Genomic DNA, 24,814 nt, shown 5'->3' with positions numbered 1-24,814 from the left:
TATTCCTGCGCCGTTACCAGATTATTGGGAATACCGACAAAGCTTTGGTGGCCAGTCTTAGCTGACGCTCGAGAAGCATTAGCAAGGTTAGATGGGATTGGAAAAACCATGAAAAACTATGAGCTCTTACTTCAACCTCTGCAACGGAGAGAAGCTCTTCGATCCTCTAGTTTGGAAGGAACTTACACAACAGCTAAACAGTTATTGCTATTTGAAATTGATCCTAAGCAGCCCACTTCAGCGCAGGATCCACTTAGTGCCTCACAGGAAGTTGCCAACTATAATAGAGCTTTGGACCTAGGCTTTGCAGCCATAGAAAAAGGTTGGCCGATTTCTCGTAACTTAATTCGACAAATGCACCAAATTCTCTTGGAGGGTGTTAGAGGTTCACATAAAGAACCTGGTCGCTTTAGGCGAATTCAAGTTCATATTGGCTCAACTAAAAGATATATACCACCACCTGTTTATGAGGTTGATCCTTGTCTCAAGGTACTAGAAACACAAATTCAGATTTCTCCAAAAATACAACCTCTGCTTTTTTGCTTCATGGTTCATTATCAATTTGAGGCTATTCATCCTTTTACAGATGGCCATGGACGAGTTGGCAGACTTTTATTGTCGTTAATGATTTATCAACTATGTGGACTTAGTAAGCCTTGGTTATACCTCAGTGCTTTCTTTGACAAGTATAAAGATGAATATACAAGTCTCTTATTTCAAGTAAGTTCACAGGGAAATTGGCTCGCTTGGCTAGACTTTTGTCTACGTGGCACTATTGAACAAGCGAAAGACTCAGTTATACGTTTTGAGGCCTTGCTCAAATTGAGGGATGAGTATATGGCGTTGCTAGATGAACAAGGTGTCAGTATTAGGCTTAATAAGGTTATAGAACACCTGTTCAAAGCACCCGTCATTTCCGTACCCTATCACGCTAATATGTGTGATGTGGCATACAACACAGCTAGACAAGATATTGATCGGTTAGTTCAAGTAGGGATCTTAACTGAATCAGAAAACAATAAACGTCCTAAGTATTTCTTTGCCTTAGGAGTCATCGATATTATCTTCGATTAAAATCTAGGACTTTCTCTTGCAATAATCACTAGCCGATCTTCTTTGTTTAACACTAATTCCGCTGGAGGATTCACCTGAGTAGTTCGTTTATCTTGTTTGACCGACTCTATGGCCAACAACAATGCATCAGATTGTTGCTTAAGAACTTGAGCTAATGCCCAATACTGTTTACCAATCCAATCAGTTGGAACCTGGATCTCATAAATTTGATTGCCACTTTGCACCGTCAACAACTCCGAAAGAGCCTCTACAGAACCCTGATTTCGGGCAGATGTGGCAATTAGATGGCTTGATACTTCCTCTGTAACAATCACATCATCAACACCAGCCAGCTTAAGCTGCACATCATTACGGCGATCCAACAACTGCGCACAAGTATAGATAGAAGGATTCAATTTTTCGATGGTCAGAGCAGCCAAAACTGTACGGGCATCTCGGTCTTGGTCTGTACGCGGATGGGTGGCATCGGCCAATAAAATTGCCCTGGAAGCATGAATAATCCCAACCGTTTCGAGGATATCAATCTTGGTGTAATCCTCAGCATAAAAGTAAAGCTGAGAAGCATTGAGATGGTTAAGAGCCTGAGCCGGTTCATCGGTTGCTTCGGCCACAATCACGACCGCACAGCGATTTATCCCATCGGCCAACAACTCTTCCACGATTAAATGCCCACCTCGATTCCAGCCGCAAATTACAATGTGGCCCCGCAGTTCATCAATTTCCAAGGCTTTGAAGTCCATAAAAGTTTCTAGTTTGCGCATCATCACAGCAGAGACGACACCGGTAAAGACAGCAAATGTGGTCAGTCCGCCCATCATGACAACGAGGGCAATTATGCGCCCAATATCCGTTTGTGGATCACCGCCAATTGGTTCTCCGGCAACTAAGGATAAAATGCTCCACCACATGGAGTCTCGCAGGCTTTCAATGCGCGGATTGTAGGGCTCTTCAAATAGGTAGATGGCCAGACCCCCTGTGAGCACAATCAAGCCAATCACCATAAATACGCCAATTTGAATGCCTAGACTGGCCGCGATCGCACTCGACAACCGCCCCAAACTGCGATTCAGCAAAATCCCCGCCCGCAACAACCGCAGCAACCGCAGCAACCGCAGCAGACGAAACGCCGTGATCATTGGCATAGTAGCCAGGATATCAAGCCAGTAATTACGCCAAAACCGCTGTTTTTTCCGCGCTATCCAATAACGGCAGCTTAGTTCCAGCATAAAAATGCTCGTCAGCCCAGCCTGAAGATGGCTAACCCATCGGGTAGACAGCCCGCGAGTATCCAGTACCACCTCAACCACGACCAAAAATACCGATAGCAAAATCAAGGCTACCAGGGCAATTTCAGTTTGCGGGGCATGGATGAAGCGATCAATATGTTCTTTTAGACATGACGTCTGGCGAACACGGCCACTCATACAACTCGATCAAATAGGTGAATGGCATCCAGCATACCCGAGAGACTACAAGCTTCGACTATTGGCTAGGATATTTCCTGAAACTGCAAAAAATAACGTTGTTTTATTAGCCATAGGTCGAAGATCGAGAGATTACCTATGGTGGTGCTCGGCAAATGCTTATAACCCATCGTGATGCATTTACACAGATCAATCGTTATGCTTAGTCCTTAGGTATTCTTACTGAGCTGCTCGCCAGTGAAACTAACGCTAAGATCACTGATTGCGATTCCGTTAATCACGCAGGTCGTTGTTGTCACAACGATCACAGGGTGGCTTGCCCATCGAAACGGCCAAGCATCTGTAGAAACATTGGCCTATCATCTACTCCACGAAACAGGAGAACATTTTCAACATAAATTAGAAGCCTACACAGCGATTCCACCGCTAGTAACCCAGGAAAATCTAGATTCCCTAGAGCTACAGCAGTTGGATCCTCAAAATTTAAAAAGCTGGTTTCCTCATTTATTTCGACAAATACAACGCTTTCCAGATGTCACTTATATCTACTATGGCGATATTAACGGTCACTATGTAGAGCTTAATAAACTACCAGATAGCAGCTTGGAATTAGCAATCAAAGATCGTAGTTCAAATGAATTTGTCAAGATTTTTTCAGTGACAACCGATGGTCAATTAGAGCCAGCTCAATTAAACATATCCTATGATCCACGCCAGCGCCCCTGGTACAAAACAGCCATCAGGCACCAGCAAGCTCGATGGACCAATGTGTACGATTTTGAAGATCCATCGCCTAAATTAGGCATCAGCTTTGTACGTCCCTATCTGGATGATGACAAAACATTACAAGGGGTGCTCGGTGCAGATTTTTCCCTGGAGGCCCTCACAAAATTTGTAGAGCGTTTTCAAACCAGTCATTCCAGTGCCATGTTTATCATGGATATGGATGGTAAGGTGCTGGTTAGTTCTGAAAACCGTACTTTGTTAGAAGATAATGACATATCCATCTCATCTGCGCAGGTACAACATAACGAGCTCATTCAGAAAACCATTGAATACACCCTGAAAGAATTAGAAACGAGTGGTCCAATTCAGGGTACAAGGCAGTTCAAATGTCGAGTTCAGGAGACAAAATATTGGGTACAGGTTACACCATTTTTTGATAACCATAATCTAGAGTGGCTAGGGGTCTCTCTATTACCTGAAGCCAATTTTACAACGCAAATTCATGCGAACAGCCGTAATACGATAGTCCTATCTCTATTGGCGATGGGGATTTCTAGCGGTGTCAGTTTGCTGATCGCTCGGTGGATTAATCGACCTATACAACAACTTGGATTCGCCACCCAGTCTCTGGCTAAAGGTGATGCTCGGAAGGGTATTGTGCCCTCTCATATCCAAGAACTCAATGTATTGATCAGTAGTTTTAATCGCATGAAAGGAAGCTTAGAAAACTCGCGATCGCAACTAAAAACATATTCACAGCACCTTGAAGACTTAGTTGACCAGCGTACTCAGGCTCTACAGCGTTCAGAAGAGACGTTTGCCAAGGCGTTTCAACTCAGCCCTAATGCCATTACCTTGAGCACTCTAGATGAAGGCCGTTACATCAAAGTTAACGATCGCTTCGTAGAGCTCATGGGGCTACCCAGGGAGAACATTGTCGGACGCACCAGCAGAGAATTAAACATTTGGATTCCGCCGCAAACCCGAGGTGTATTTCGTCAAGAATTGGTCAAAGGTAGGTTGCGTAACCAGGAATGGCGAGTCCAAAATGCATTGGGAGAAATCAAAACAATTTTACTGTCTGCTGCAATTATTTATTTCCAAGATAGCGCCTGTGTTCTCGTCATTGGTAATGATATTAGCGATCGCATTGCTGAACAAGAAAAACTGCGTCAGAGTGAAGAACGCTGGCAACTGGCTCTAAAAGGTAATAATGACGGAATTTGGGACTGGAATATTGCTGCAGGTAAAATTTTCTATTCCCTACGATGGAAAGCAATGTTGGGCTATGGTGAGCATGAGATTGCCCATAGCCGAGATGAATGGGAGAGTCGTCTGCATCCAGAGGATCGAGAGCGAGTTCTCAAAGCAGGCCAGGCTCATCTAGATCAGGACACACCTTTCTTTAGCGAAGAATACCGTCTTCGTTGCAAAAATGGACAATACAAGTGGATTTTAGATCGTGGTCAAGCCCTCTGGGATACTGATGGCACGGCCATCCGCATGGTGGGCTCCCATACGGATATTAGCGATCGCAAACGCAACGAAGCGATTATTCTCCAACAAGAGCAGTTTCTTCGCAGTATTTACAATGGTGTAGAAGCAGGGATTTTTGTCGTCGATGTATTAGGTTACAAAAAATTTCGCTATGTAGACTCCAATGCTACGGTTGAGCGTATGTCCGGTGCTCGGAGAAAATCGTTGATTAACTCTACTCCAGAAGAACTCTTCTCCCCAGAAACAGCTGTCGAACTTACTCAGAAGTATCAGCACTGTGCTGATTTTGGCGCACCCCTCACCTTTGAAGAGGAGCTATATATCAATGATCAATGGAACTGGTGGTTAACAACCCTGACACCATTAAAAGACAGCCAAGGAAAAACTCACCGGATTATAGCCACCACCTTAAATATCACAGAACGCAAATCGATTGAAGCTGCCCTTGCTCAACAAGTTCAAAGCGAACAGCTACAGACGAAAATCAGCAATGCTATACGTCAAAGCCTCGATACCCTAAAAACCTATCAAACAACCGTAGATGAAATTGGCCTGGCATTTGGCGTCAGTCGCTGTTGTTTTCATCTCTATACCGATACACCTACTCCACAGTTACACACTGTTGCCGAATATCTGATTCCCGACTACATTTCCCAAAAAGCCTTTAAAATTTCGACTCTCCAAAGCCCTTACATTCAGGTGGTGCTGTCCCAGGAAAACGCTTTAGCTATTGACGATGTTACCCAGACGTCTCTGCTTGAACAGGAACAGTCAACGTGGGAGCAGCTACACACTAAATCCATGCTGGCTATTCGCACATCATCCTATCAAGGGCCTCCCAATGGAGTCATTGAAATCCATCAGTGTGACCGTCAACGGGCGTGGTTATCTTGGGAAATTGAGCTGCTAGAATCTGTTGCCGCCCAAGTTGGTATCGCGATTACCCAGGCACGTCTCCTAGAACAAGAACATGCCCAGCAAGAAGAACTTGCGCAACAAAATATTGCATTAGAGACCGCAATTCAAGCAGCCCAGCAAGCCAGCCAGGTCAAAAGTGAATTCCTGGCCAGTATGAGCCATGAGTTACGCACGCCTCTCAATGCCATTCTAGGCTTTGTTCAAGTTATGCAGCGTACCCTTAAATATGGGCCTGAGCGCTTTCTGCAAGACTCTGCACAGCATTTAGACGTCATTCAACATAGCGGTGATCATCTACTTACCCTTATCAACGACGTCCTCGACATGTCAAAGATTGAGGCTGGTCACATTAGCATTAACGCGCAACCCTTTGACCTGCATCAGTTACTGCATTCACTAGCAACCATGTTTCAAGAAAAAGCTGGCGCAAAAGGACTAAATTTAACGTGTGAATGCGCGATTGAAGTACCCCAATATATAGAAACTGATGAAGCCAAGTTACGACAAATCCTCATTAATTTATTGGGTAATGCTGTTAAATTTACCAACAGTGGCAGTATTACGTTAACGATTTCCGGCAAAAATCACCTTTCCATTGAGGTCCAAGATACTGGTTCAGGGATTGACCCTAAACAGCTCCAGTATCTTTTTGACGCTTTTTATCAAACTGATATTGGTCGTCAGTCTCAAGGGGGAACGGGGTTGGGTCTGGCCATCAGCAAAACCTATATTGAACTCTTAGGCGGTCATATATCTGTCCAAAGTACACCAGGACAAGGTAGTATTTTTCGATTTAACCTCCCAGTCACTCCCGTCGATATTCTAGATATTGAGGAAGATGAGAGCAGCTCAACGGTAATTTGTCTTGCACCCAACCAACCGAGCTATCGCGTTTTAATTGTGGAAGATAAGTGGGCGAGTCGAACCCTGCTCATGCAACTGTTAGAGCCCGTTGGCTTCAAGGTAAGAGCAGCTACAAATGGCCAAGAAGCCCTGCAAATTTGGCAAAAATGGCAGCCTCACCTAATTTGGATGGACATGCGTATGCCTGTGATGGATGGCTACGAAGCGACTCAGCGCATCCGCACTAGTCTACAAGGGCAAGCAACAGTCATTATTGCCCTCACTGCTAGCGCTCTAGAGAGTGAAAAACAGATGGTCTTATCGGTGGGCTGTGACGATTTTGTGCGCAAACCCTTCAGAGATAGCATTATTTTTCAAAAACTGCAGCAACACCTCGGAGTACAGTACATTTATGAACATCAACACACCCAGAATTTCCCTAGACTGTCATCTGATAACCAGCATCACATCATTGTCGAACAGCTATCTAAACAGCCAAAAGAGTGGCTACATCAACTCCATGAGGCATCTAGCTTAGCCGATGCAGAATGGGTTGCTCAGCTCATTGATGAAATCCCAATACCTGAAGATCAATTAGTAGAAGCACTGACTAAATTAGTCAAAGGATTTCGCTGTGACCTGATTACTGAATTGACGACCTCATCAAGACAAGCCTTCGAACCCTAAACTCTTCTATCACAGTGCTGACTATATTGAATCACTCTCCTTAATTTTGAGCATAATGACCCAACCCTCAGATGCATCACTAAATCCTTTACCCTGCGGCGATATCTTAGTGGTGGACGATGTCCCCCCCAATCTAGATTTTTTATCTACAGTGTTGACTCAGCAGGGGTACAAAGTACGCAGTGCCATCAACGGCGAGGTCGCGCTCAAAATTGCTAAGGCAGCCCAGCCAGACCTGATTCTCTTAGATATTAAAATGCCTGGAATGGATGGCTATGAGGTCTGCCGCCTGCTCAAAGCAAATCCAATAACTCAAGAGATTCCTGTCATTTTTCTGAGTGCCTTAGATCAAACTGATGAGAAAGTCAAAGCCTTTGATCTAGGAGGCGTGGACTATATTCCCAAACCATTTCAAGCGGAAGAACTACTAGCCCGAATTGACAATCATCTAAAATTACGTGCTGCCCAATCTGAAATCCAAAAGCTCAACTCTCAATTGGAACAACGGGTCATGCAACGTACCGCTCAGCTAGAGAAAGAAATTGGTGAACGGTTACGCATGCAAGAAGAACTCGTACATATGGCAACCCATAATAGCATTACTGGGTTGCCTAATAGAGTTTTGCTAACTCAGCGATTACAACAATCATTCACACAAGCACAGTCTAACCCAACCCAAAGACTGGCCGTCATTTTGCTTAAATATAACAAACTACAGCTAGTTAAAAATTCCCTTGGGCACCAAGCTGTAGACCAGCTCATTGTAGCGATTAAGAGTCGCTTAGAGACAATAACCTGGCCAGGTTCTCTATTGGCAAACTTTGGAGAAGATACATTTGCTATTTTAATTGAGGCCTTTCGGAGTGAGGAACAAATTACTCAATTTGCAGAACAATTACAGCGAGAAGTTACGTACCCTTTCCACATCAGCAATCACTTAATCTATGGACAAATTGAGGTTGGTATTGTTCTACACTCCCATAAATATCAACAGGCTACTCATATATTGAGAGATGCAGCCACTGCATTATCTCAGGCTCAAGCTGAAGGTGCTGGTAGAATAGAGATCTTTAATTCTGGTATGCATCAACGTACATTCTCCTTCTTTGAAGTGCAAAATGAGTTGCATAGAGCGTTGCATAACCAAGAGTTAATCCTTGTTTATCACCCTATTATCTCTTTGGCAGACAATTATCTGAATGGCTTAGAAGCTCTAGTGCGTTGGAATCATCCTCAAAGGGGCATATTGAGTGCTGATGAATTTATTCCTGTTGCAGAAGAAACCGAACTCATTCTTGAGTTAGACCGCTATGTTCTGCGGTATGCCTGTCAACAACTCAAAGAATGGCAAGAGCAAAATTTACTGCATTCTTCATTTAAGCTACATGTCAATATATCATCTCAGCAGCTAACTCAAAGAGACTTTATCGACTATCTGGATCGCATATTAGGAGAAACTCAAATTGATCATCAAAATCTTGCCTTTGACGTTACTGAATATGGCCTCATGCAAAAAACAGACGTTGTTCTAGCCACCTTAGAGAAGCTTAAGCGCTATCAAATTATGGTGAGCATTGATGATTTTGGTACGGGCTCATCGTCGCTCAGCTATCTATACAGCTTAAAAATTGAAAACTTAAAGATTGATCGTTCCTTTATCCACCAAATGAACAATACGACGAAAGGTCTGAAGGTCATCAAGGCTATCGTCAATTTAGCCCATGAGCTAGGCATGAGTGTAACCGCCGAAGGCGTTGAAAATTCAGTCCAACTAGCGACCCTTGAAACCTTAGGTTGTGAGTATATGCAGGGCTATCTGTGGGGTAAACCTGCCGATGGCAAAACCATAACGGCTCAGCTATAGGCAATAGGCAAGCCATTGATCTCCACATATTTCATGATTATAGGTTTAAGGTAAATCTTCCCCTAAAGCAGCAATGGTGCTGAGAAATATAGAGAATCAGTATTGATGGTAAATAGTTCTTTTGTACTTCTTTGTCCCTCAGGTTATGATGGATTTCGTACCCGGATGCTTCGCTCAAATGGATAGCGCTGCCACGATTCCAGAAATACTGCCAGGGATTGAGTTAAGCGAGGAGCAGTGGGAAGCACTGCAAGCCATTGAGGAATTTTTGCAGAGTCCATCCAAGCTCTATTTACTGACAGGCTATGCGGGTACGGGCAAAACTACTCTGCTACAAGCTCTGGTTACCTATTTGCGTGATCAAGGCTGTGACTGGCCGATTGTGCTGACGGCCTTTAGTAATAAAGCCACCAAGGTGCTCAAAACCATGGCCACCCAGTGGGATATCAAAGATGTGGAGTCAGTCACTTGTTGCCGATTGCTGGGGCTAAAACCGGTCATTGACACGGGCAGCGGTGAGCAAATTTTTAAGTCAGTTAGCGACCAGCATAATCAGGTGCCGGACTATCGACTGGTGATCGTGGATGAATGCTCCATGATCAACCAGGAGATGTGGAAGCTACTGGTGGAGGCCATTTCTCGATTGGATATTCCCACCCAGATGCTATTTGTAGGGGATCCGGCTCAGCTACCGCCTGTCAATGAAACGGAGTCATGCTGCTTTAGCCAGATTATGCATCAGTCGTCTCTATCCCAGGTGATTCGCTATGGCGGGGCGATTGGGGTGATTGCCGATGACATTCGTCGCAACATGGAGCGGGAGCAGTTACCTCGATATGAAAGCGATGTGAATTGCGATCGCACCGAAGGCTTCTTTGTGCTGCCCAAATATCCCTGGCGTGATGTGCTCATCCGTGCCTTCACCTGCGATAAATACAAAGCCGACCCCAACTATGTGAGAGTGCTTGCCTATACTAACCAGCGGGTTAAAACTTTAAACCGTATGATTCGTCATGCGATCTACGGTGACGATTTACAACAGTTTGTACCTGGGGAGAGACTCATTGCCAACAACCCATGCCTTGAGGAGGGCGGCATTATTCTCCAAACTTCAGAAGAGTGTGAAGTGTTAGAGGTAAAACCCGGAAAAATAGAGGGGTTACCGACATGGCAGCTGGTTGTTTATACAGAAGAGGGCAAGTTTCAAGACCTGAATGTACTCCAGGAAATCAGCCTGCCTGACTATGAACGTCGCTCACGGGACTATGCCACCACTAAACAATGGGAGATTTTCTGGGAATTCAGGCAACAGTTTCACGATGTGAACTATGCCTATAGCCTGACAGTGCATAAAAGTCAGGGCTCCACGTTCCAAGACGTATTTATAGATTTGCCAGATTTAATGAGAAATTCGAAGCTGATTGAGAGAAATCAGCTGTGTTATGTGGCATTTACACGGGCAGCAAAACGAGTCTTTATTTATCAATAACTGGTAACCAATGTCCTAAAAACTCTGCAATTGCTTTTGCCCCATAGGTAGGCAGCTCATCCTTTCCTGGCAACACCTTTACTGTTGCCCTGGGAGCAGCCGTCTCAAACGTTTGGGTCAGCTGTCGGCTGGTTTCTCCTACATGTTCTCCTTGCAGGGCCACCATGGGCATTGAAAGATTGGCCAGGCCGCCAACAATTTCAGGTTCTAACACATTACGGCGACGCTGGAAGAGTAACCGGCAGGCTGCAGGATGACGCCGTAATAGCTGTCGCCAATGATAATTTTGCAACCAGGTAGGTGTCTGACCGGGGGTGGATTTGCGAGCAAATGGCTTAGTAATCGCTAACCATAATCCACTCAAAGGACTAATCAACCAACGTTCTCGCCGCCAACGCTTAGGAGTATAGGCAAAACCTTCGGGTTCCAGGACACATAGTCCTTTAACCTGCTCTGGATAACGCAGGGCATAACGAGCTGCTACCCAAGCCCCTAGGGAATGGCCAACTAGCACAACGGAACCGATGCGCAGGGAGTCTAGTAGCTCTGCCAGTGTCTTTACCTGCATCGCAATCGAGTAGGCTGTCTTATCTTGTAGGCGTTCTGACTCACCAAAGCCAATTAAATCAGGTGCCAGACAGTGATACTGCCGACCCATTAGAGCTAGGGTCTCGCTCCATTGATCACCGTCATGCCAGGAGCCATGCAGAAAAATGACTGTCTGACCTCGCCCCACTTCCCGCCAAAACAGCTGACCGTACTGAAGCTTACGGCGCAGGTTGCGTACGGGCATTTGGCCAGCACTAGGCCAAAACAATGGCTCCATTAAAGTAGTCCTGTAGCTGTTGATCGTGATCGTGGGCTAGGTTACCACGGGGAATGTCATCCACTGTAAATGCTGCGATTCTCATTACCTCAGCTTTATCACGAATATAAAATTCACCATCCACATAGGCTTCGAGGGCGACGCAAATAGAATCAAACCGCGGATCACGCTCTGGATGGGAATATACGCCGACCAGACGACCAATTTTCAGGATAGCTAGACCTGTTTCTTCCAGTAGCTCGCGCTGGGCAGATGTGGCGATATCTTCACCCCAATCGACCAGTCCCCCCGGTAAACCCCAACGCCCACTATCACGGCGTTGAATTAAGACAATGCGACCATCGGGCAAAATCGGTATTACACACGTACCGACTAAAGGTCGTCGCAAAAGTAAGCCCAAAAGGGTACGGACTGGTCGCCAAAACTGCGGCATGGATTCAAAGTTCGTCGAGGGCAGTCAGTAGTTCAACGGGATGTTTCTCAGCTTTTACTTTGCGGTAGATTTTTTCTAAATTCCCATCAGGGCCAATTACAAAGGTACTCCTACTAATACCCATATACTCTTTGCCCATGAATTTCTTGAGGCCATAGCTGCCATAGGCAGTGGCTACTTTGGCCTCTTCATCCACTAACAGTGGGAAGGGCAGGTCGTGTTTGGTAATGAACTTTTGATGGGACTTAGCATCATCTGCACTGACACCTAAAACAACCACATCTTTGGCCTGGTAGGCTTCGTAGTTGTCTCGAAACGCACAGGCTTCTTTTGTGCACCCAGGGGTATTATCACGAGGATAAAAATATAGCACCACACGTTGACCCTTTAGATCAGCCAAACTGACGGTATTACCGTCTGCATCAGCCAAGCTAAAGTCAGGAGCCGGATCACCCACTTGTAATGTCATTGAATTTTAAGAGCTTACTCATCAAGTTTGCCCTTAAGATTGTATACTTTCTCGTCAGACGATCGTCTTTACGGCAGATCGGTATGGCCCATCAGGTAGCGATCGCATTCCCGCGCCACTCCACGACCTTCATTAAATGCCCATACTACAAGGCTTTGACCTCGGCGGCAGTCGCCCGCAGCAAATACCCCAGGTAGGCTAGTGGTGTACTTGTTATATTCAGCCTGAATATTACTACGGCCATCTTGCTCCAGACCCAGGGCATCGATAATGGGCTGTTCTGGTCCAAGGAATCCCATGGCCAGCAGGACCAGCTGCGTCGGAATGACTCGCTCTGAGCCTGCCACTTTTTGCATTTGGAAGCGGCCACTATCATCTTTCTCCCAGGCCACATCCACCACATGGATCGCCTTGACCTGGCCATCGTCCCCCGCCTCAAACTTAGTCGCCGTGGATAGGTAAGCTCGCGGATCGCCCCCAAACTTAGCAGCAGCCTCTTCCTGGCCATAGTCCATACGGTAAACCTTGGGCCATTCGGGCCAAGGATTATTAGGAGCCCGCTCCGCTGGTGGCTTAGGCATGATCTCTAGCTGAGTAACACTGGCGCAGCCATGACGAATAGAGGTGCCTACACAGTCGGTGCCGGTATCACCACCACCGATAATCACCACGTCCTTGCCCGTAGCAGAAATTGCCTGGTCATTCAGCGTAGGATCCATCACTGCTTGGGTGTTTTTTGTCAAAAACTCCATAGCAAAATGAATTCCCTTGGCATCACGTCCCTCAATGGGTAAATCTCGAGGTCGAGTTGAACCAGTACATAGGATCACCGCATCATAGTCTTTAACCAGTTGCTCAGCTGGCAAATCCTTACCAATTTCGGCATTACAAATAAATCGAATGCCTTCCTGCTCCATCAGCTTGAGACGACGCATCACCACCGTTTCTTTCTCAAGCTTCATATTGGGAATGCCATACATCAGCAATCCCCCCGGTCGATCAGCTCGCTCATATACCGTGACCAGATGGCCAGCCTTATTGAGCTGGGCTGCTGCCGATAAACCAGCGGGGCCAGAACCCACCACGGCAACTGTCTTCCCAGTGCGTTGAACTGGCGGCTCAGCCACAACCCAACCTTCTTCCCAGCCTTTATCAATAATGGCGTGCTCAATATTTTTAATCGTCACTGGCGGATTATGAATCCCCAATACACAGGCACCTTCACAGGGCGCGGGGCATACCCGCCCCGTAAACTCTGGAAAGTTATTGGTCTTATGTAATCGATCCAGAGCCTCTTTCCACAGACCTCGATACACCAGATCATTCCACTCAGGAATCAGGTTATAGATGGGGCACCCACTGGCCATGCGGTTAATGGTATTCCCCGTATGGCAAAAGGGTGTGCCACAGTCCATACAGCGCGCTGTTTGATTGCGTAGCTGGTCATCCGGCAATGGCGTATGAAACTCTTGCCAATGAGAAATTCGCATCAGTGGTGAGACATCTGGCGCAATTTCGCGAGTGTATTCGAGAAAGCCTGTTGGTTTACCCATGGGAGAAGTCGTAGATTGAAAAAGGAATGACGTATTGTGATTTTTGCAAGGCGAGCACTGCCACCGGGACAATAAAACTGGCCAAAACTGATATCGATGATGGAAATAATGAGTCAAATTTAAGCCAACATTACGAAGTACTGGCTAGTTACCAGCAACTCGTGCAACATCTTTGATGTTCGCTTCAAATGCAGCCGAGAGCGCATCATCACCGCTCAGACCATCTTGCAACGCCTGCTGCAGAGACTGAATCACGCGCTTATAGTCACGAGGGATCACTCTGACAAACTTCGGCAAGACACTTTCCCAATGGTCGATGACTGTTTTTGCTTTATGACTGCCGGTATAGCGGTGGTGTTTTTCAATCATCTCGCGGAGATCAGCAATCTCTTCTGCCTCCTTCAGACGTTCTAAGTCCACCATCTCAGTGTTACACCGGGTGGCAAAGTCTCCGGCTTCATCCAGCACATAGGCTATGCCACCACTCATACCCGCTGCAAAGTTGCGTCCAGTGGTGCCTAACACGACCACCTTACCCCCCGTCATATATTCGCAGCCATGGTCACCAACCGCTTCTACCACTGCATGTACACCTGAGTTGCGCACACAGAAGCGCTCCCCAGCCATGCCATAAATGTAAGCCTCACCACCGGTAGCGCCGTAAAAGGCTACGTTACCAATAATAATGTTCTCCTCAGGCACAAATGTAGACGCTTTTGGTGGATAGACAACAATCTTGCCACCACTCAGACCTTTGCCTAAGTAATCGTTACCGTCTCCTTCCAGCTTCAGGGTGACACCAGCAGGAACAAAAGCTCCAAAACTCTGGCCAGCACTACCCTGGAAGGTCAGATGCACGGTATCTTCTGACAAACCTTCCCAATGTTTCTTAGTAATCTCATTGCCGAGAATGGTCCCGACCACACGGTTGATATTGCAAATGGGCAATGTAGCACTGACTTTTTCACCAGTCTCAATGGCAGGCTTACATAAATCCAACAGAGTGGTGATATCCAATGACTTATCCAGGCCATGGTCTTGGGGAATCTGGCAATAACGCCCTACACTGTCATCAACTTGAGGTTGTTCCAAAATCTTGGAGAGATCTACGCCCTTCGCCTTCCAATGGTTAACAGCAGCCTGCACAGCTAACCAGTCGGTATGACCCACCAGCTCATCAAAGGTGCGTACACCCAGCTCAGCCATAATCTCTCGCACATCCTGGGCGATAAACTGCATAAAGTTCACCACATGGTCAGGATCACCCACAAAGCTTTTACGTAAGCGGGGGTCTTGGGTCGCGATCCCGGCTGGGCACGTGTTTTTCTGGCACACCCGCATCATGATGCAGCCCAATGAGACCAACGGTGCTGTGGAGAAACCAAACTCTTCTGCACCCAACAATGCGGCCATCACCACATCGCGGCCAGTTTTCATCTGCCCATCGGTTTCAACAACAATGCGGCTACGCAGATTGTTTAGCACCAATGTCTGATGGGTCTCTGCGAGTCCTAACTCCCAGGGTAAGCCTGCATGTTTAATGGAGGTTTGAGGAGAGGCCCCCGTACCACCATCAAAGCCGGAGATCAGGACGACATCGGCATGGGCTTTAGCCACACCTGCCGCAATGGTGCCCACACCCACTTCAGAAACGAGTTTGACGTTAATGCGGGCTGCACGATTAGCATTCTTCAAGTCGTGGATCAGCTCAGCCAAATCCTCAATGGAGTAAATATCGTGGTGGGGGGGCGGAGAAATCAGACCCACACCGGGCGTGGAGTGACGGACCTTGGCAATCCAGGGATATACTTTGCGTCCAGGTAGCTGACCCCCTTCTCCAGGTTTTGCACCCTGGGCCATTTTGATCTGGATCTCTTTTGCTTGGGAGAGATAGAGACTGGTTACACCAAAGCGTCCCGATGCCACCTGTTTAATGGCACTGTTTTTAGAGTCGCCTTGCTCATTAGTCCAGGTAAACCGTTCGGGATCTTCGCCTCCTTCACCGGTATTGGATTTACCTCCCACGCGGTTCATGGCTATGGCCAGGGATTCATGGGCTTCCTTAGAAATGGAGCCGTAGCTCATCGCCCCAGTTTTGAACCGGCGGGTAATGGCTTCAATGGGTTCTACTTCTTCAATGGGAATGGGCTGACGTGGCTTGAAGTCCAATAGCCCCCGCAGGGTAAAGTGCTGTTTGCTCTGGTCATTGACCAAGTTCGCATAGTGCTTATAGGTTTCGTAATCACCTGAGCGCACCGCTTGCTGCAGCGTGTGGATGGTATCTGGATTAAACAGATGCGCTTCACCCTCTTTACGCCATTGATAGTCACCACCCACATCTAGAATCGGAATATCACCGCGCTCGGCAAAGCCATGGCCGTGACGCATAATTGCTTCTTGGGCAATTACATCCAGTCCAATACCCTCAATGCGGGAGGCGGTCCAGGTAAAGTATTTATTAATGACGCTGTGGTTGAGACCAATGGCTTCAAAAATTTGAGCCCCTCGATAGCTCTGCAATGTGGAAATACCAATCTTTGAGGCAATTTTGATAGTGCCTTTGGTAACTGCTTTGATGTAGTTTTTGTAGGCATCCTTGGGGGTAATGCTCATGAGCATGTCATCAGCAATCATGCCTTCAATGGTTTCAAAGGCAAGGTAAGGGTTGATGGCACTACAGCCATAACCCAGGAGAACGGCAAAATGGTGCACTTCCCGAGGTTCACCGGATTCGAGAATAATGCCAACGCGAGTGCGTGTCCCTGTTCGGATCAGATGATGGTGCAGACCGGAAACGGCAAGCAGTGCTGGGATCGGCGCATGTCTAGCGTCCATGCCACGATCAGACAGGATAATCAGGTTAGTGCCGGTTGCGATCGCATCATCTACCCGAGCACAAATCTCTTCCATCGCTGCCTCTAACCCTTTCACCCCTGTCTGAGGATCAAACAAAATCGGTAGGGTTAGGGCAGCAAACCCAGATTCATCAATATTTTGCAGCTTAGCCAAATCACCATTGCTAATTACCGGAGTCTTCAGCTGAATTAATCGGCAGCTCTCAGGTTGCGGATCTAGCAAATTACGCTCCGAACCTAGTGTGGTCACCGCCGACGTGATGATTGCTTCTCGAATAGAGTCGATGGGAGGATTGGTGACCTGGGCAAACAGCTGTTGAAAATAGTCATACAGTAGCTTAGGCCGATCTGAGAGCACTGCTAGGGGCGTATCAGTTCCCATGGAACCAATCGCCTCGACACCATTCTGAGCCATCGGTGTCAGGAGCATGCGCAGCTCTTCAAACGTATAACCAAATGCCATCTGCCGCTGTCGCAGCGTGCCTCCAGCGATTTCAGCCCGTGGCGTCTGAGCAGGCAGCTTTTCCAGGCTGACCTGATGTTGATTCAACCACTGGCGGTAAGGCTGGGCGTTAACAATCTCTGCCTTAAGTTCCTCGTCGCCGATAATCCGACCAGCCGCCATGTCGACCAAGAACATGCGACCCGGCTGTAGCCGTCCTTTCTCAAGTACCTGCTCCGGCTCCACAGGTAGCACCCCTGCTTCTGAGGCCATAATGACTCGGTCATCTTTGGTGACGTAATAACGAGAAGGTCGCAGACCGTTACGATCAAGCACCGCGCCAATCATCGAGCCATCGGTAAATGCCACCGATGCCGGACCATCCCAAGGCTCCATCAAACAGGCATGGTATTCATAAAATGCTTTGCTAGCATCGTCCATGGATTCATGCCCGGTCCACGGTTCAGGGATCATCATCATCACTGCATGGGGCAATGATCTTCCTGACAAAACCAGCAGCTCTAAAGCATTATCAAAAATGGTTGAGTCACTACCGTTGATATTAATGACCGGCTTGACTTTGGCCATGTCATCACCAAAACATTCTGATTCAAACATGGACTGCCGGGCCACCATCCAGTTAATGTTGCCGCGCAGGGTATTGATCTCACCGTTGTGAGCAATGTATCGATAAGGGTGAGACCGCTCCCAACTGGGGAAGGTGTTGGTACTAAAGCGAGAATGCACAAGAGCCAGAGCGCTTTCAAAATCGGGATCGCTTAGATCTGGGAAAAAGTCTCTCACCTGGGGTGGTGTCAACATTCCCTTATAAACCATCGTGCGGCATGACAAACTAGTCGGATACCAGTAGGTATCATGCCCTGACTTGCCAATGGCATTGTAAGCAATCTTGCGAATGACATAGAGTTTTCTTTCGAACGCCAGATCGTCTTCCAGGTCTGCTGAACGTTGAATAAACACCTGCTGCATGAAAGGCTCACTAGCCTGCGCTGTTGCACCCAGGGTGCTATTGTCTGTCGGAATATCGCGCCAGCCTAAAACCTTTTGGCCCATTTGAGCCGCCACCGACTCAAATCGTTGCCGACTCTCAGCTCTCACCTGTGGGTCTGGCGACGTAAAAATTATCCCTGCACCGTATTGCCCAGCCTCAGGTAACGTAAAGCCTTCCGCTGTAGCCACCTTCTGTAAAAAGCGGTGGGGCAGCTGCACTAGAATACCGGCTCCATCCCCTGTATTTACTTCGCTACCACACGCTCCACGATGTTCCAAATTGCAGAGAATTTGTAACCCCTGCTGCACAATCTCGTGGGAGGCTAGTCCTTTTATTTGCACAACAAAGCCGACTCCGCACGCATCGTGCTCAAATTGAGGATCGTACAGACCCTGCTTGGGAGGCAATTGATGACTAGTCATAGAAGTGTATTTTGACAAACGCGCAAGTATTGACAAGAATTCCCAAGGGCAGCTAGAGAAACTTAGCTTGCAGGGCTCGTCAATCGTGACACAAGCAGCTGCATCACCATTGCCCAAGGCAATTCAAGAGGAGCTTTAATTCTCTAACGAGAAAAGCAATTTGACCCAGTTCCTTAATAAAACTGTCAAATTGTTACACGTGACATGGTACGTCAACTGTAACAGTTTGACAAAACGTCGAGTCAATCAGCTTTTGAGACCTCTGTAAGGTTTTCAGGAGGCATAGCGCATACCACTCATTTAAAGGTTTAAGTTTTGATACGAAATAATGCAATTTGTGTTGTTTTCTTTGCTCTAGCGACGTTCTCCTATTGGACTTTACCCCCTTGCAACACAATGGTGTTGTTGACTATAAGATCAGCAATAGTAACCAGATTAGCAATAGTAACTATATAAGGAGTCTCATGGAAAAGCCTTCTCCAAAAACCATCTATGAGAACTTGAATGATTTAGAACGGGTTGATGTAGTCACCAGTGCTCGATATCGACAGCTAGCACAGGCAGTCTTAGCTGATCCTAAGGTTGATGAAACTCTGCGTCAAAATATTGCAGAGCGATTACAACAAGCTAATCATCTGTTAGCGCTAAAAGATGTTGACGGTGATGAGAGCTATTAGGGAAGAGTGTTAAGGTTTAGGTCTGTGAGTTTAGTTGAGCTGCTGGTGTAACGTTACGATACGCCAGCAGCAGTTTTGTTATGAAAAGGTAAAATCAGGTCTGTAAACTCTTTTAACTTATTCCTCCCCATTTGCTCCAGTCTCTTCTGTCGTCTCGGCCTCGTCAGCAGTCTCTTCTGTCGTCTCGATGTCTTCAGCACTCTCTTCCTCTGCTCCGGCTGCCGGTGGGTCACTGGCAGCCAACCCTAGCAAAGCATCAATCTGAAACTGTTGTGTGCTGCTAGAGGTGCTCAAGCTAAGGCTCCGAACTGTACCAAAGTAGCCGCGGATATCGGCAGCCCAAGGGTCAGTTGCCTGGTTAAAGCCAAATAGGTTGTAGAAAAATGCGAGTGTAGAACTGGCATTGACATACAGGTATCCATTGTTGGGTGTGGGAAACGTGGAAGTAGCGTTTTGAAAGGTGCTGTGGCGACTGAGGGCATGAAACCCTGCTGGCATGACCAATCGTTCCATGGCACCGTTACCACTGGTAAAGGCCAGGGTATCGTCATTAATCCATGTATGCGTTAGCACGCTTTCCCGCTGACTATCGCCATTAATGTCGTATAGCCAATTGGTTGTCGCGTGATCTGCAATTTCTGTAGATAGTGCGACATCTTCGCCAGCCACATCATCTAAGGCGGCTAAGGCTATTTCAGCCGCCGGACGGTTACTGGTTTCTAACAAGACGCCCGCTTCTAGGCCCAAACCTGGAAAAAATGAATTTAACAACCCCGATTGGCTGGGGAACAGAAAAATACTGTATTCTCCATCCATCCATCCCAAAATGTCGGTATCGAGGTCTAGCCCTGTTGCCAGGGCAACAATGGAGCGGGCTGTTTCAATCAGGCCGCTTGTCATCTCATTTAGAGAAAAAGCTGACGACACATCATTCCAAAAGCCGCTGATATCGTAGCCACTGCCCATGAAATAGGTGGCTGCAGGGATCAGTCCCAAGATAGAGTGATCGGCATTGGGAGAGGGGGGTAAATCTGGTAGTACACCTTCGGTATAAAGATGAGCTTCTAGGTGTATGCCTTTGTCCTCAGGATAAATCAAGGCATCAAAGGTGACATTGCTAAACAGGTTAGACATGGCCGCCCGCTCACTCAGGCTGGGTTGGGGAATTGGTGGTAGACCAAAGTCTTGAAACGGATTACTAAACTCAAAGCTCAGCAACTGACCGACATTGCCATATATGATGGCTAAACTGTTCTGTGCTTGAGGGTGGCTTTGGGTCTTCGCAAAACTTGGATTGCTAGTGAGCTTAGGACCATCTTGGGTTTGATATTCAATCCACTGACGCAGGCTGTCAATAGTCTCGGCGGCAACAATGTAATTCCCCAGGTGGGCAACGGCATAGCCAGGAATGGTGTAGCCGTCCTCTGAATAGGTCCCGTCAGGAATATAAATGTAGGGAGGTTCGGGTTGGCGATAGCTGCGGAGGGCTGCATTAGGGGAGGCCAGATCAGCAGAGTTGAATTCGACTGGTGCTGGAAACTCCTCTGGTTCAATCTCTTCAGGAAAGTCATCCCAGGAGTAGTCGTAGGGAACAAACTCATCGGGCCAGAGCCAAATCGGAAACGTTCTGTAGGAATGCTTTTCGGGTAAAGCGGTGCGGGCTTCGGCCAGGGTGGGAATGAAGTCGATAAAAGCGGCGGCATCTTCGATGGGCAAAATGGTGACCATCCGTTCTACCGGGTTGATGGTGCGAACACTAGGTATGGGTAGCAGTGCGATCGCAACGCTATCTCCAACCCAGGGTTGCACATCTTCGGCATAGTTCATCCCCAACGGTAACAATGGCAGAGCCTGGGGGCTCGGCTCCACACCAAAGGCCTCACTCAGCTGTGCAAACAGCGTATATTGCTTGAGGGCAGACCAAGCATCGTCGCGAGTATTGACAATAATGGCTGCCGGCGTGTCTACAGGCAGAATATTTGCGATGATGGGTGGCGCTGAGGCAGAGGTTGGCAGCAGCTCTTCTAGGGACGCCCTTAATTCAGTGACATCAATGGCTGATTCAATCTCAAACTCGTCAATTGTCTCCTCCGACTCAGGTTTCGCAACGGGCATCGCTTCGGACCCTTCAAGGGGGGATTCTAAGATTACAGGCACACCTTCTGACCGATCTGGCACTGCAGGGGCAGACTCTTCAATCTGTTCTGACTTTTCTAACGATGGCTCTTGGGCAGCCAGAGGTGTGGCGAAAAAAGCTAATGCGATCGCTGCCGTTCCCCATCGATTAATCACAAATCAAAACTCCCTACAGTAATCAACTAAATTTAGATGCCCCACCCATGTGTAGATTTACCTACAACCGTAGATTTATCTACAACTTCCATACTTCTTATTACGGTTCATCAGCAACTGTTCGGTCATAGGTTCGGATTGCCATCCCTGTCTAGCCTCTACTTTTCTCAGTACTATAAGCGTAATGGCGAAATCAAAGGGTTGAGATAGTATGAATCAGTTTAAAACTCTTGCATTGCTGAGTGTTCTTAGCGCTCTGTTGATCAGTATTAGCTACTACACAATTGGTGGTACAGGTGGCGTCATCTTTGGCATCCTGATTGCAGCCATGACCAACCTAGGCTCATGGTTCTACTCCGATAAGATTGCCCTAGCTGCCCACGGTGCTCAACCCGTCAGTCGAGAAGAATCACCTCAACTGCACGCCATGGTAGAAAAGCTAGCGAAAAAGGCTGATATTCCGATGCCCGGGGTTTACCTGCTACCCACCCAGTCAGCCAACGCCTTTGCCACGGGGCGCGATCCTGAGCATGCTGCTGTAGCTGTTACCCAGGGCATTATGGAAATGCTCCCCGCTGATGAGCTAGAAGGGGTGATTGCCCACGAGCTGAGCCATATTATGAATCGTGACACCCTCACCCAGGCTGTGGCTGCAACCATTGCCGGTGCGATCTCATTTCTAGCCCAGATGCTGCAATACTCCATGTGGTTTGGTGGCATGGGGGGATCTAATGACGACGACGGTCCTAATCCCATTGCCCTCATGGCCACACTTTTCCTGGCTCCCATGGCCGCAACCGTTATCCAGCTAGGCATTAGCCGCACTCGCGAATTTTCAGCCGATGCCGGTGCCGCACAACTTACGGGTAATCCCCGCGCCCTTGCCAACGCCCTCAAGCGTCTTGAAGCCAGTGCTAGACAAATGCCCATGACCGGCAACCCAGCCTATGAGCCTTTGATGATTATGCACGCTGTCCCCAAACAAATGTTTAGCGGATTGTTTTCCACCCATCCATCTACCGATAAACGAGTAGAGCGATTATTGGAACTTGAAAAAGAGCTAGTTACTGCTTAAAAATTAGTCTCGTATTTCCTTGCAAGATGACCAAAGGAGATAATACAAAAATCTTGTCGGACCATCCCTCTTGATCAGGGATGGTTTTTTCGGTTGCTGATTTAGGAGATGCACCGGGCTAGATCCATTGCTATTTGAAGGTGTCTCCCAGCTAAAGTCATCCTGAGGATCAGCAATGTCAGTTTTGTTTTTACAGGTCTCTCAGATTGTCTTAGCTCGTCCCCCACTTCTGCACTCCCTACTCCCCGCACAACCCTGGTATCATAAAGCACCCATGCAAAAGGACCACCCTGTGACCACACAACAGAATACGAGCGAGTCACCAAGACCTTTACGTTTTTTATGGTTAACGTTTGACTTTGCCAGCTGTCTACCGACGGCCACAAATAACATTACTTCGCAGCTTTTTTTAACCCTGATGGCCCATCCTGCCATTAACCAGATCAAACGTTTCACCACCCAATCGGAGAATCTTGGTCCTGATGACATTGCTCAATGGGAACCCGGAATTTTTACGCTACAGGCCTATCGATCAAGTTTGCTGGATGTGTTAACTCAAGTATCTTCTCATCTGCTACCCCACTTAGTTCCCAGTGACCAAACATTAGAGCAAGTCACTATTACGATATACACCCAGCTAGGTAGGCATCATTATCCGGTTACCACCAACCTCAGCTCTGATGCCATAAAACTGGCCGCTGAAGACATTGAAACCATGGTTAGTCAACACGAAAAGCTCTAAGTCATTACCGTGGGAACAATGACTTAGAGCTTTAAACCAGTTAAAAAGCTAATAGCTGGTTATGCTGGCATGAGCTGTAAAACAAGCGCACGCCGATCAAAAGATTGGATCTTGCCAGTTTCTTTAAGATCTTTAACAATGCGTTCCAGCAGTTCCAGTGCCCGGTCGCGGTGCTGATGTTCCCGTCCTCTCAAACGGACGCGGAACTTAACAGAATCTCCTTTGCCCAACCACTGAGTCGCTTGGTTGATACGCAGTTGATAGTCAGATTCACCAACGTTAGGGCGAAATTTTACCTCTTTAACGGTGGTGCGTGCACTCTGCTTTTGGCGCTTTTTCTGCTGATATTGAAACTTACCATAGTCCAATATCTTAGCCACAGGGGCCTGCTTACTTTCAGAGACTAGAACTAGATCCAGCTCTACTTCTTCAGCCAGCTTGAGCGCATCTCTAGTATCGGTCAAGCCACGATTATTGTTTTCGTGGTCAATCAGCAATACTTGCGGAGCTTTGATCTGACGGTTGATTCGATGTTTCTGTACGATAAGTCTTTCCCTCTTTACTTAGAACGCGACAGGACTAAATGGACAATGCCGTTGCTGGAACGATACGAATCAACTAGACTCACTTCATAAAAGTAGCCATGAGCTTATTCATGCCCCAGCAATCTAACGAATTTCCTAATCGTAGCTTACCGCCTCAATAATGCAACGGATCTACAGCAAAGATTGTGATTCTGTAAAGAATAATCACTCTACCTTATATAGCTGTGCAAAAGGCACATCAGGTATGACCCTAGTTTATTCACTATCGTCAGCAATGTGTAGTTGATCAATAAAGCTTATTGCTTCTGATTCTGCAGCAGATGCCTTCGCCCAAGCTTGGATAGAGGGCAATGCCTTTACTGCATCTACAAACGCCCTGGCCGTAGGCATTAGCTGGATTTCATAGGTGACGAATCTGAGGGCCACAGGGGCATAGACCACATCTGCGATGGAAAAATCGCCAAATAGCCAGGGTCCACCATAGGTGTCATAGGCTTGGGTCCACATTTGCTCAACGCGACTGATTTCCTGTTGGGTGGATGTCTGTAGATTGGCGCGCTCCACAGGCACCCGCGCACGAACGTTTTGCGGCAGCTGTTCTCGAATACCGAAAAAACCGCTGTGCATTTCAGCCGCAATGGAGCGAGCGATGGCCTGGGCCTTTTGGTCTGTGGGCCAACCAATGGCCCTGGGATGTTGAGATCGCACATAGCCATAGATGGCACTACTGTCCCAAACCGCAATTGCTCCATCCATCAGTACCGGTACCCGTCTTGCCGGACTGTATTGACTAATTTGCTGCCAGGCTTCTGTAAACAGCGGCAGGCGAACCTCTTCAAACGCCAGACCACTTTCAGTCAAAAATAGCCAGGCCCGTAAAGACCAGGAAGAATAGTTTTTATTACCAATAATTAATCTAAAACCCATGGTCAACACCTGAATTGGAAAA

16 protein-coding genes are annotated in these 24,814 nt (G+C 47.3%); 7 read left to right on the top strand and 9 right to left on the bottom strand.

All coding sequences use genetic code 11. The features are described from left to right. The first annotated feature begins 108 nt into the window (after positions 1–108). Complete coding sequence (locus DXZ20_RS07640; RefSeq protein WP_250565671.1) at positions 109–1,074, top strand: Fic family protein; 966 nt, start codon at positions 109–111, stop codon at positions 1,072–1,074. Here the strand turns inward: DXZ20_RS07640 and DXZ20_RS07635 are convergent. Continuing rightward, a complete protein-coding gene (locus tag DXZ20_RS07635; protein ID WP_163661015.1) occupies positions 1,071–2,498 on the bottom strand; it encodes an ion transporter in 1,428 nt (475 codons plus the stop codon). The genes DXZ20_RS07640 and DXZ20_RS07635 overlap by 4 nt on opposite strands. A gap of 237 nt (positions 2,499–2,735) precedes the next feature. Between DXZ20_RS07635 and DXZ20_RS07630 the strand changes: the two genes are divergently transcribed. From DXZ20_RS07630 to DXZ20_RS07620, 3 genes are all read left to right on the top strand, one after another. Further along, entirely contained in the window at positions 2,736–7,169 is a 4,434-nt protein-coding gene (locus DXZ20_RS07630; RefSeq protein WP_163697447.1) for a PAS domain-containing protein, read from the top strand. A gap of 55 nt (positions 7,170–7,224) precedes the next feature. Next, positions 7,225–9,033 (top strand): EAL domain-containing response regulator, encoded by a 1,809-nt coding sequence (locus tag DXZ20_RS07625; protein ID WP_163697445.1) that lies wholly within the window; start codon positions 7,225–7,227, stop codon positions 9,031–9,033. A 145-nt stretch (positions 9,034–9,178) separates the two neighbouring features. Continuing rightward, positions 9,179–10,522 carry an ATP-dependent DNA helicase gene (locus tag DXZ20_RS07620; protein ID WP_250565670.1) on the top strand — a complete coding sequence of 448 codons (1,344 nt, stop codon included), beginning with the start codon at positions 9,179–9,181 and terminating at the stop codon, positions 10,520–10,522. On the opposite strand, the gene DXZ20_RS07615 is transcribed toward DXZ20_RS07620, so the two are convergent. The 5 genes from DXZ20_RS07615 to gltB form a co-directional block, all read right to left on the bottom strand. Continuing rightward, a complete protein-coding gene (locus tag DXZ20_RS07615; protein WP_163697443.1) occupies positions 10,509–11,348 on the bottom strand; it encodes an alpha/beta fold hydrolase in 840 nt (279 codons plus the stop codon). The genes DXZ20_RS07620 and DXZ20_RS07615 overlap by 14 nt on opposite strands. Continuing rightward, a complete protein-coding gene (locus DXZ20_RS07610) occupies positions 11,326–11,781 on the bottom strand; it encodes an NUDIX hydrolase (RefSeq protein ID WP_006517368.1) in 456 nt (151 codons plus the stop codon). Before DXZ20_RS07610 ends, DXZ20_RS07615 begins: the two co-directional genes overlap by 23 nt. 4 nt (positions 11,782–11,785) lie before the next feature. Beyond that, positions 11,786–12,250 (bottom strand): thioredoxin-dependent thiol peroxidase, encoded by a 465-nt coding sequence (gene bcp / locus DXZ20_RS07605; protein WP_163661008.1) that lies wholly within the window; start codon positions 12,248–12,250, stop codon positions 11,786–11,788. 68 nt (positions 12,251–12,318) lie between these two features. Continuing rightward, the gene (locus tag DXZ20_RS07600) at positions 12,319–13,803 is read right to left on the bottom strand and encodes a glutamate synthase subunit beta (protein ID WP_163661006.1); all 1,485 of its coding nucleotides are present in this window, start codon (positions 13,801–13,803) and stop codon (positions 12,319–12,321) included. 144 nt (positions 13,804–13,947) lie between these two features. Next, positions 13,948–18,534: a glutamate synthase large subunit gene (gltB, locus tag DXZ20_RS07595; protein ID WP_163697441.1), complete on the bottom strand. Its 4,587-nt coding sequence runs from the start codon at positions 18,532–18,534 to the stop codon at positions 13,948–13,950. Between the two features lie 464 nt (positions 18,535–18,998). Between gltB and DXZ20_RS07590 the strand changes: the two genes are divergently transcribed. Beyond that, the gene (locus tag DXZ20_RS07590; protein WP_006517372.1) at positions 18,999–19,211 is read left to right on the top strand and encodes a hypothetical protein; all 213 of its coding nucleotides are present in this window, start codon (positions 18,999–19,001) and stop codon (positions 19,209–19,211) included. Positions 19,212–19,328: 117 nt separating this feature from the next. On the opposite strand, the gene DXZ20_RS07585 is transcribed toward DXZ20_RS07590, so the two are convergent. Next, positions 19,329–21,503, bottom strand: a complete 2,175-nt coding sequence (locus DXZ20_RS07585; protein ID WP_163697439.1) for a DUF3352 domain-containing protein — start codon at positions 21,501–21,503, stop codon at positions 19,329–19,331. A gap of 211 nt (positions 21,504–21,714) precedes the next feature. Here DXZ20_RS07585 and DXZ20_RS07580 point away from each other — a divergent pair, with 211 nt between their 5' ends. After that, on the top strand, positions 21,715–22,578 hold the full coding sequence (locus DXZ20_RS07580) for a M48 family metalloprotease (protein WP_163661001.1): 864 nt from the start codon (positions 21,715–21,717) through the stop codon (positions 22,576–22,578). A gap of 175 nt (positions 22,579–22,753) precedes the next feature. After that, complete coding sequence (locus DXZ20_RS07575; RefSeq protein WP_163697436.1) at positions 22,754–23,320, top strand: hypothetical protein; 567 nt, start codon at positions 22,754–22,756, stop codon at positions 23,318–23,320. Positions 23,321–23,379: 59 nt separating this feature from the next. On the opposite strand, the gene infC is transcribed toward DXZ20_RS07575, so the two are convergent. Continuing rightward, on the bottom strand, positions 23,380–23,847 hold the full coding sequence (gene infC / locus DXZ20_RS07570) for a translation initiation factor IF-3 (RefSeq protein WP_348917899.1): 468 nt from the start codon (positions 23,845–23,847) through the stop codon (positions 23,380–23,382). Between the two features lie 273 nt (positions 23,848–24,120). Then, a complete protein-coding gene (locus DXZ20_RS07565; protein ID WP_163697434.1) occupies positions 24,121–24,792 on the bottom strand; it encodes a glutathione S-transferase family protein in 672 nt (223 codons plus the stop codon). Positions 24,793–24,814 lie beyond the last annotated feature (22 nt).

Origin of the sequence: Adonisia turfae CCMR0081, from assembly GCF_011009555.1 — a bacterium.
Classification (GTDB): domain Bacteria; phylum Cyanobacteriota; class Cyanobacteriia; order Phormidesmidales; family Phormidesmidaceae; genus Leptothoe; species Leptothoe turfae.
This window is presented reverse-complemented; position numbering and strand designations above follow the sequence as displayed.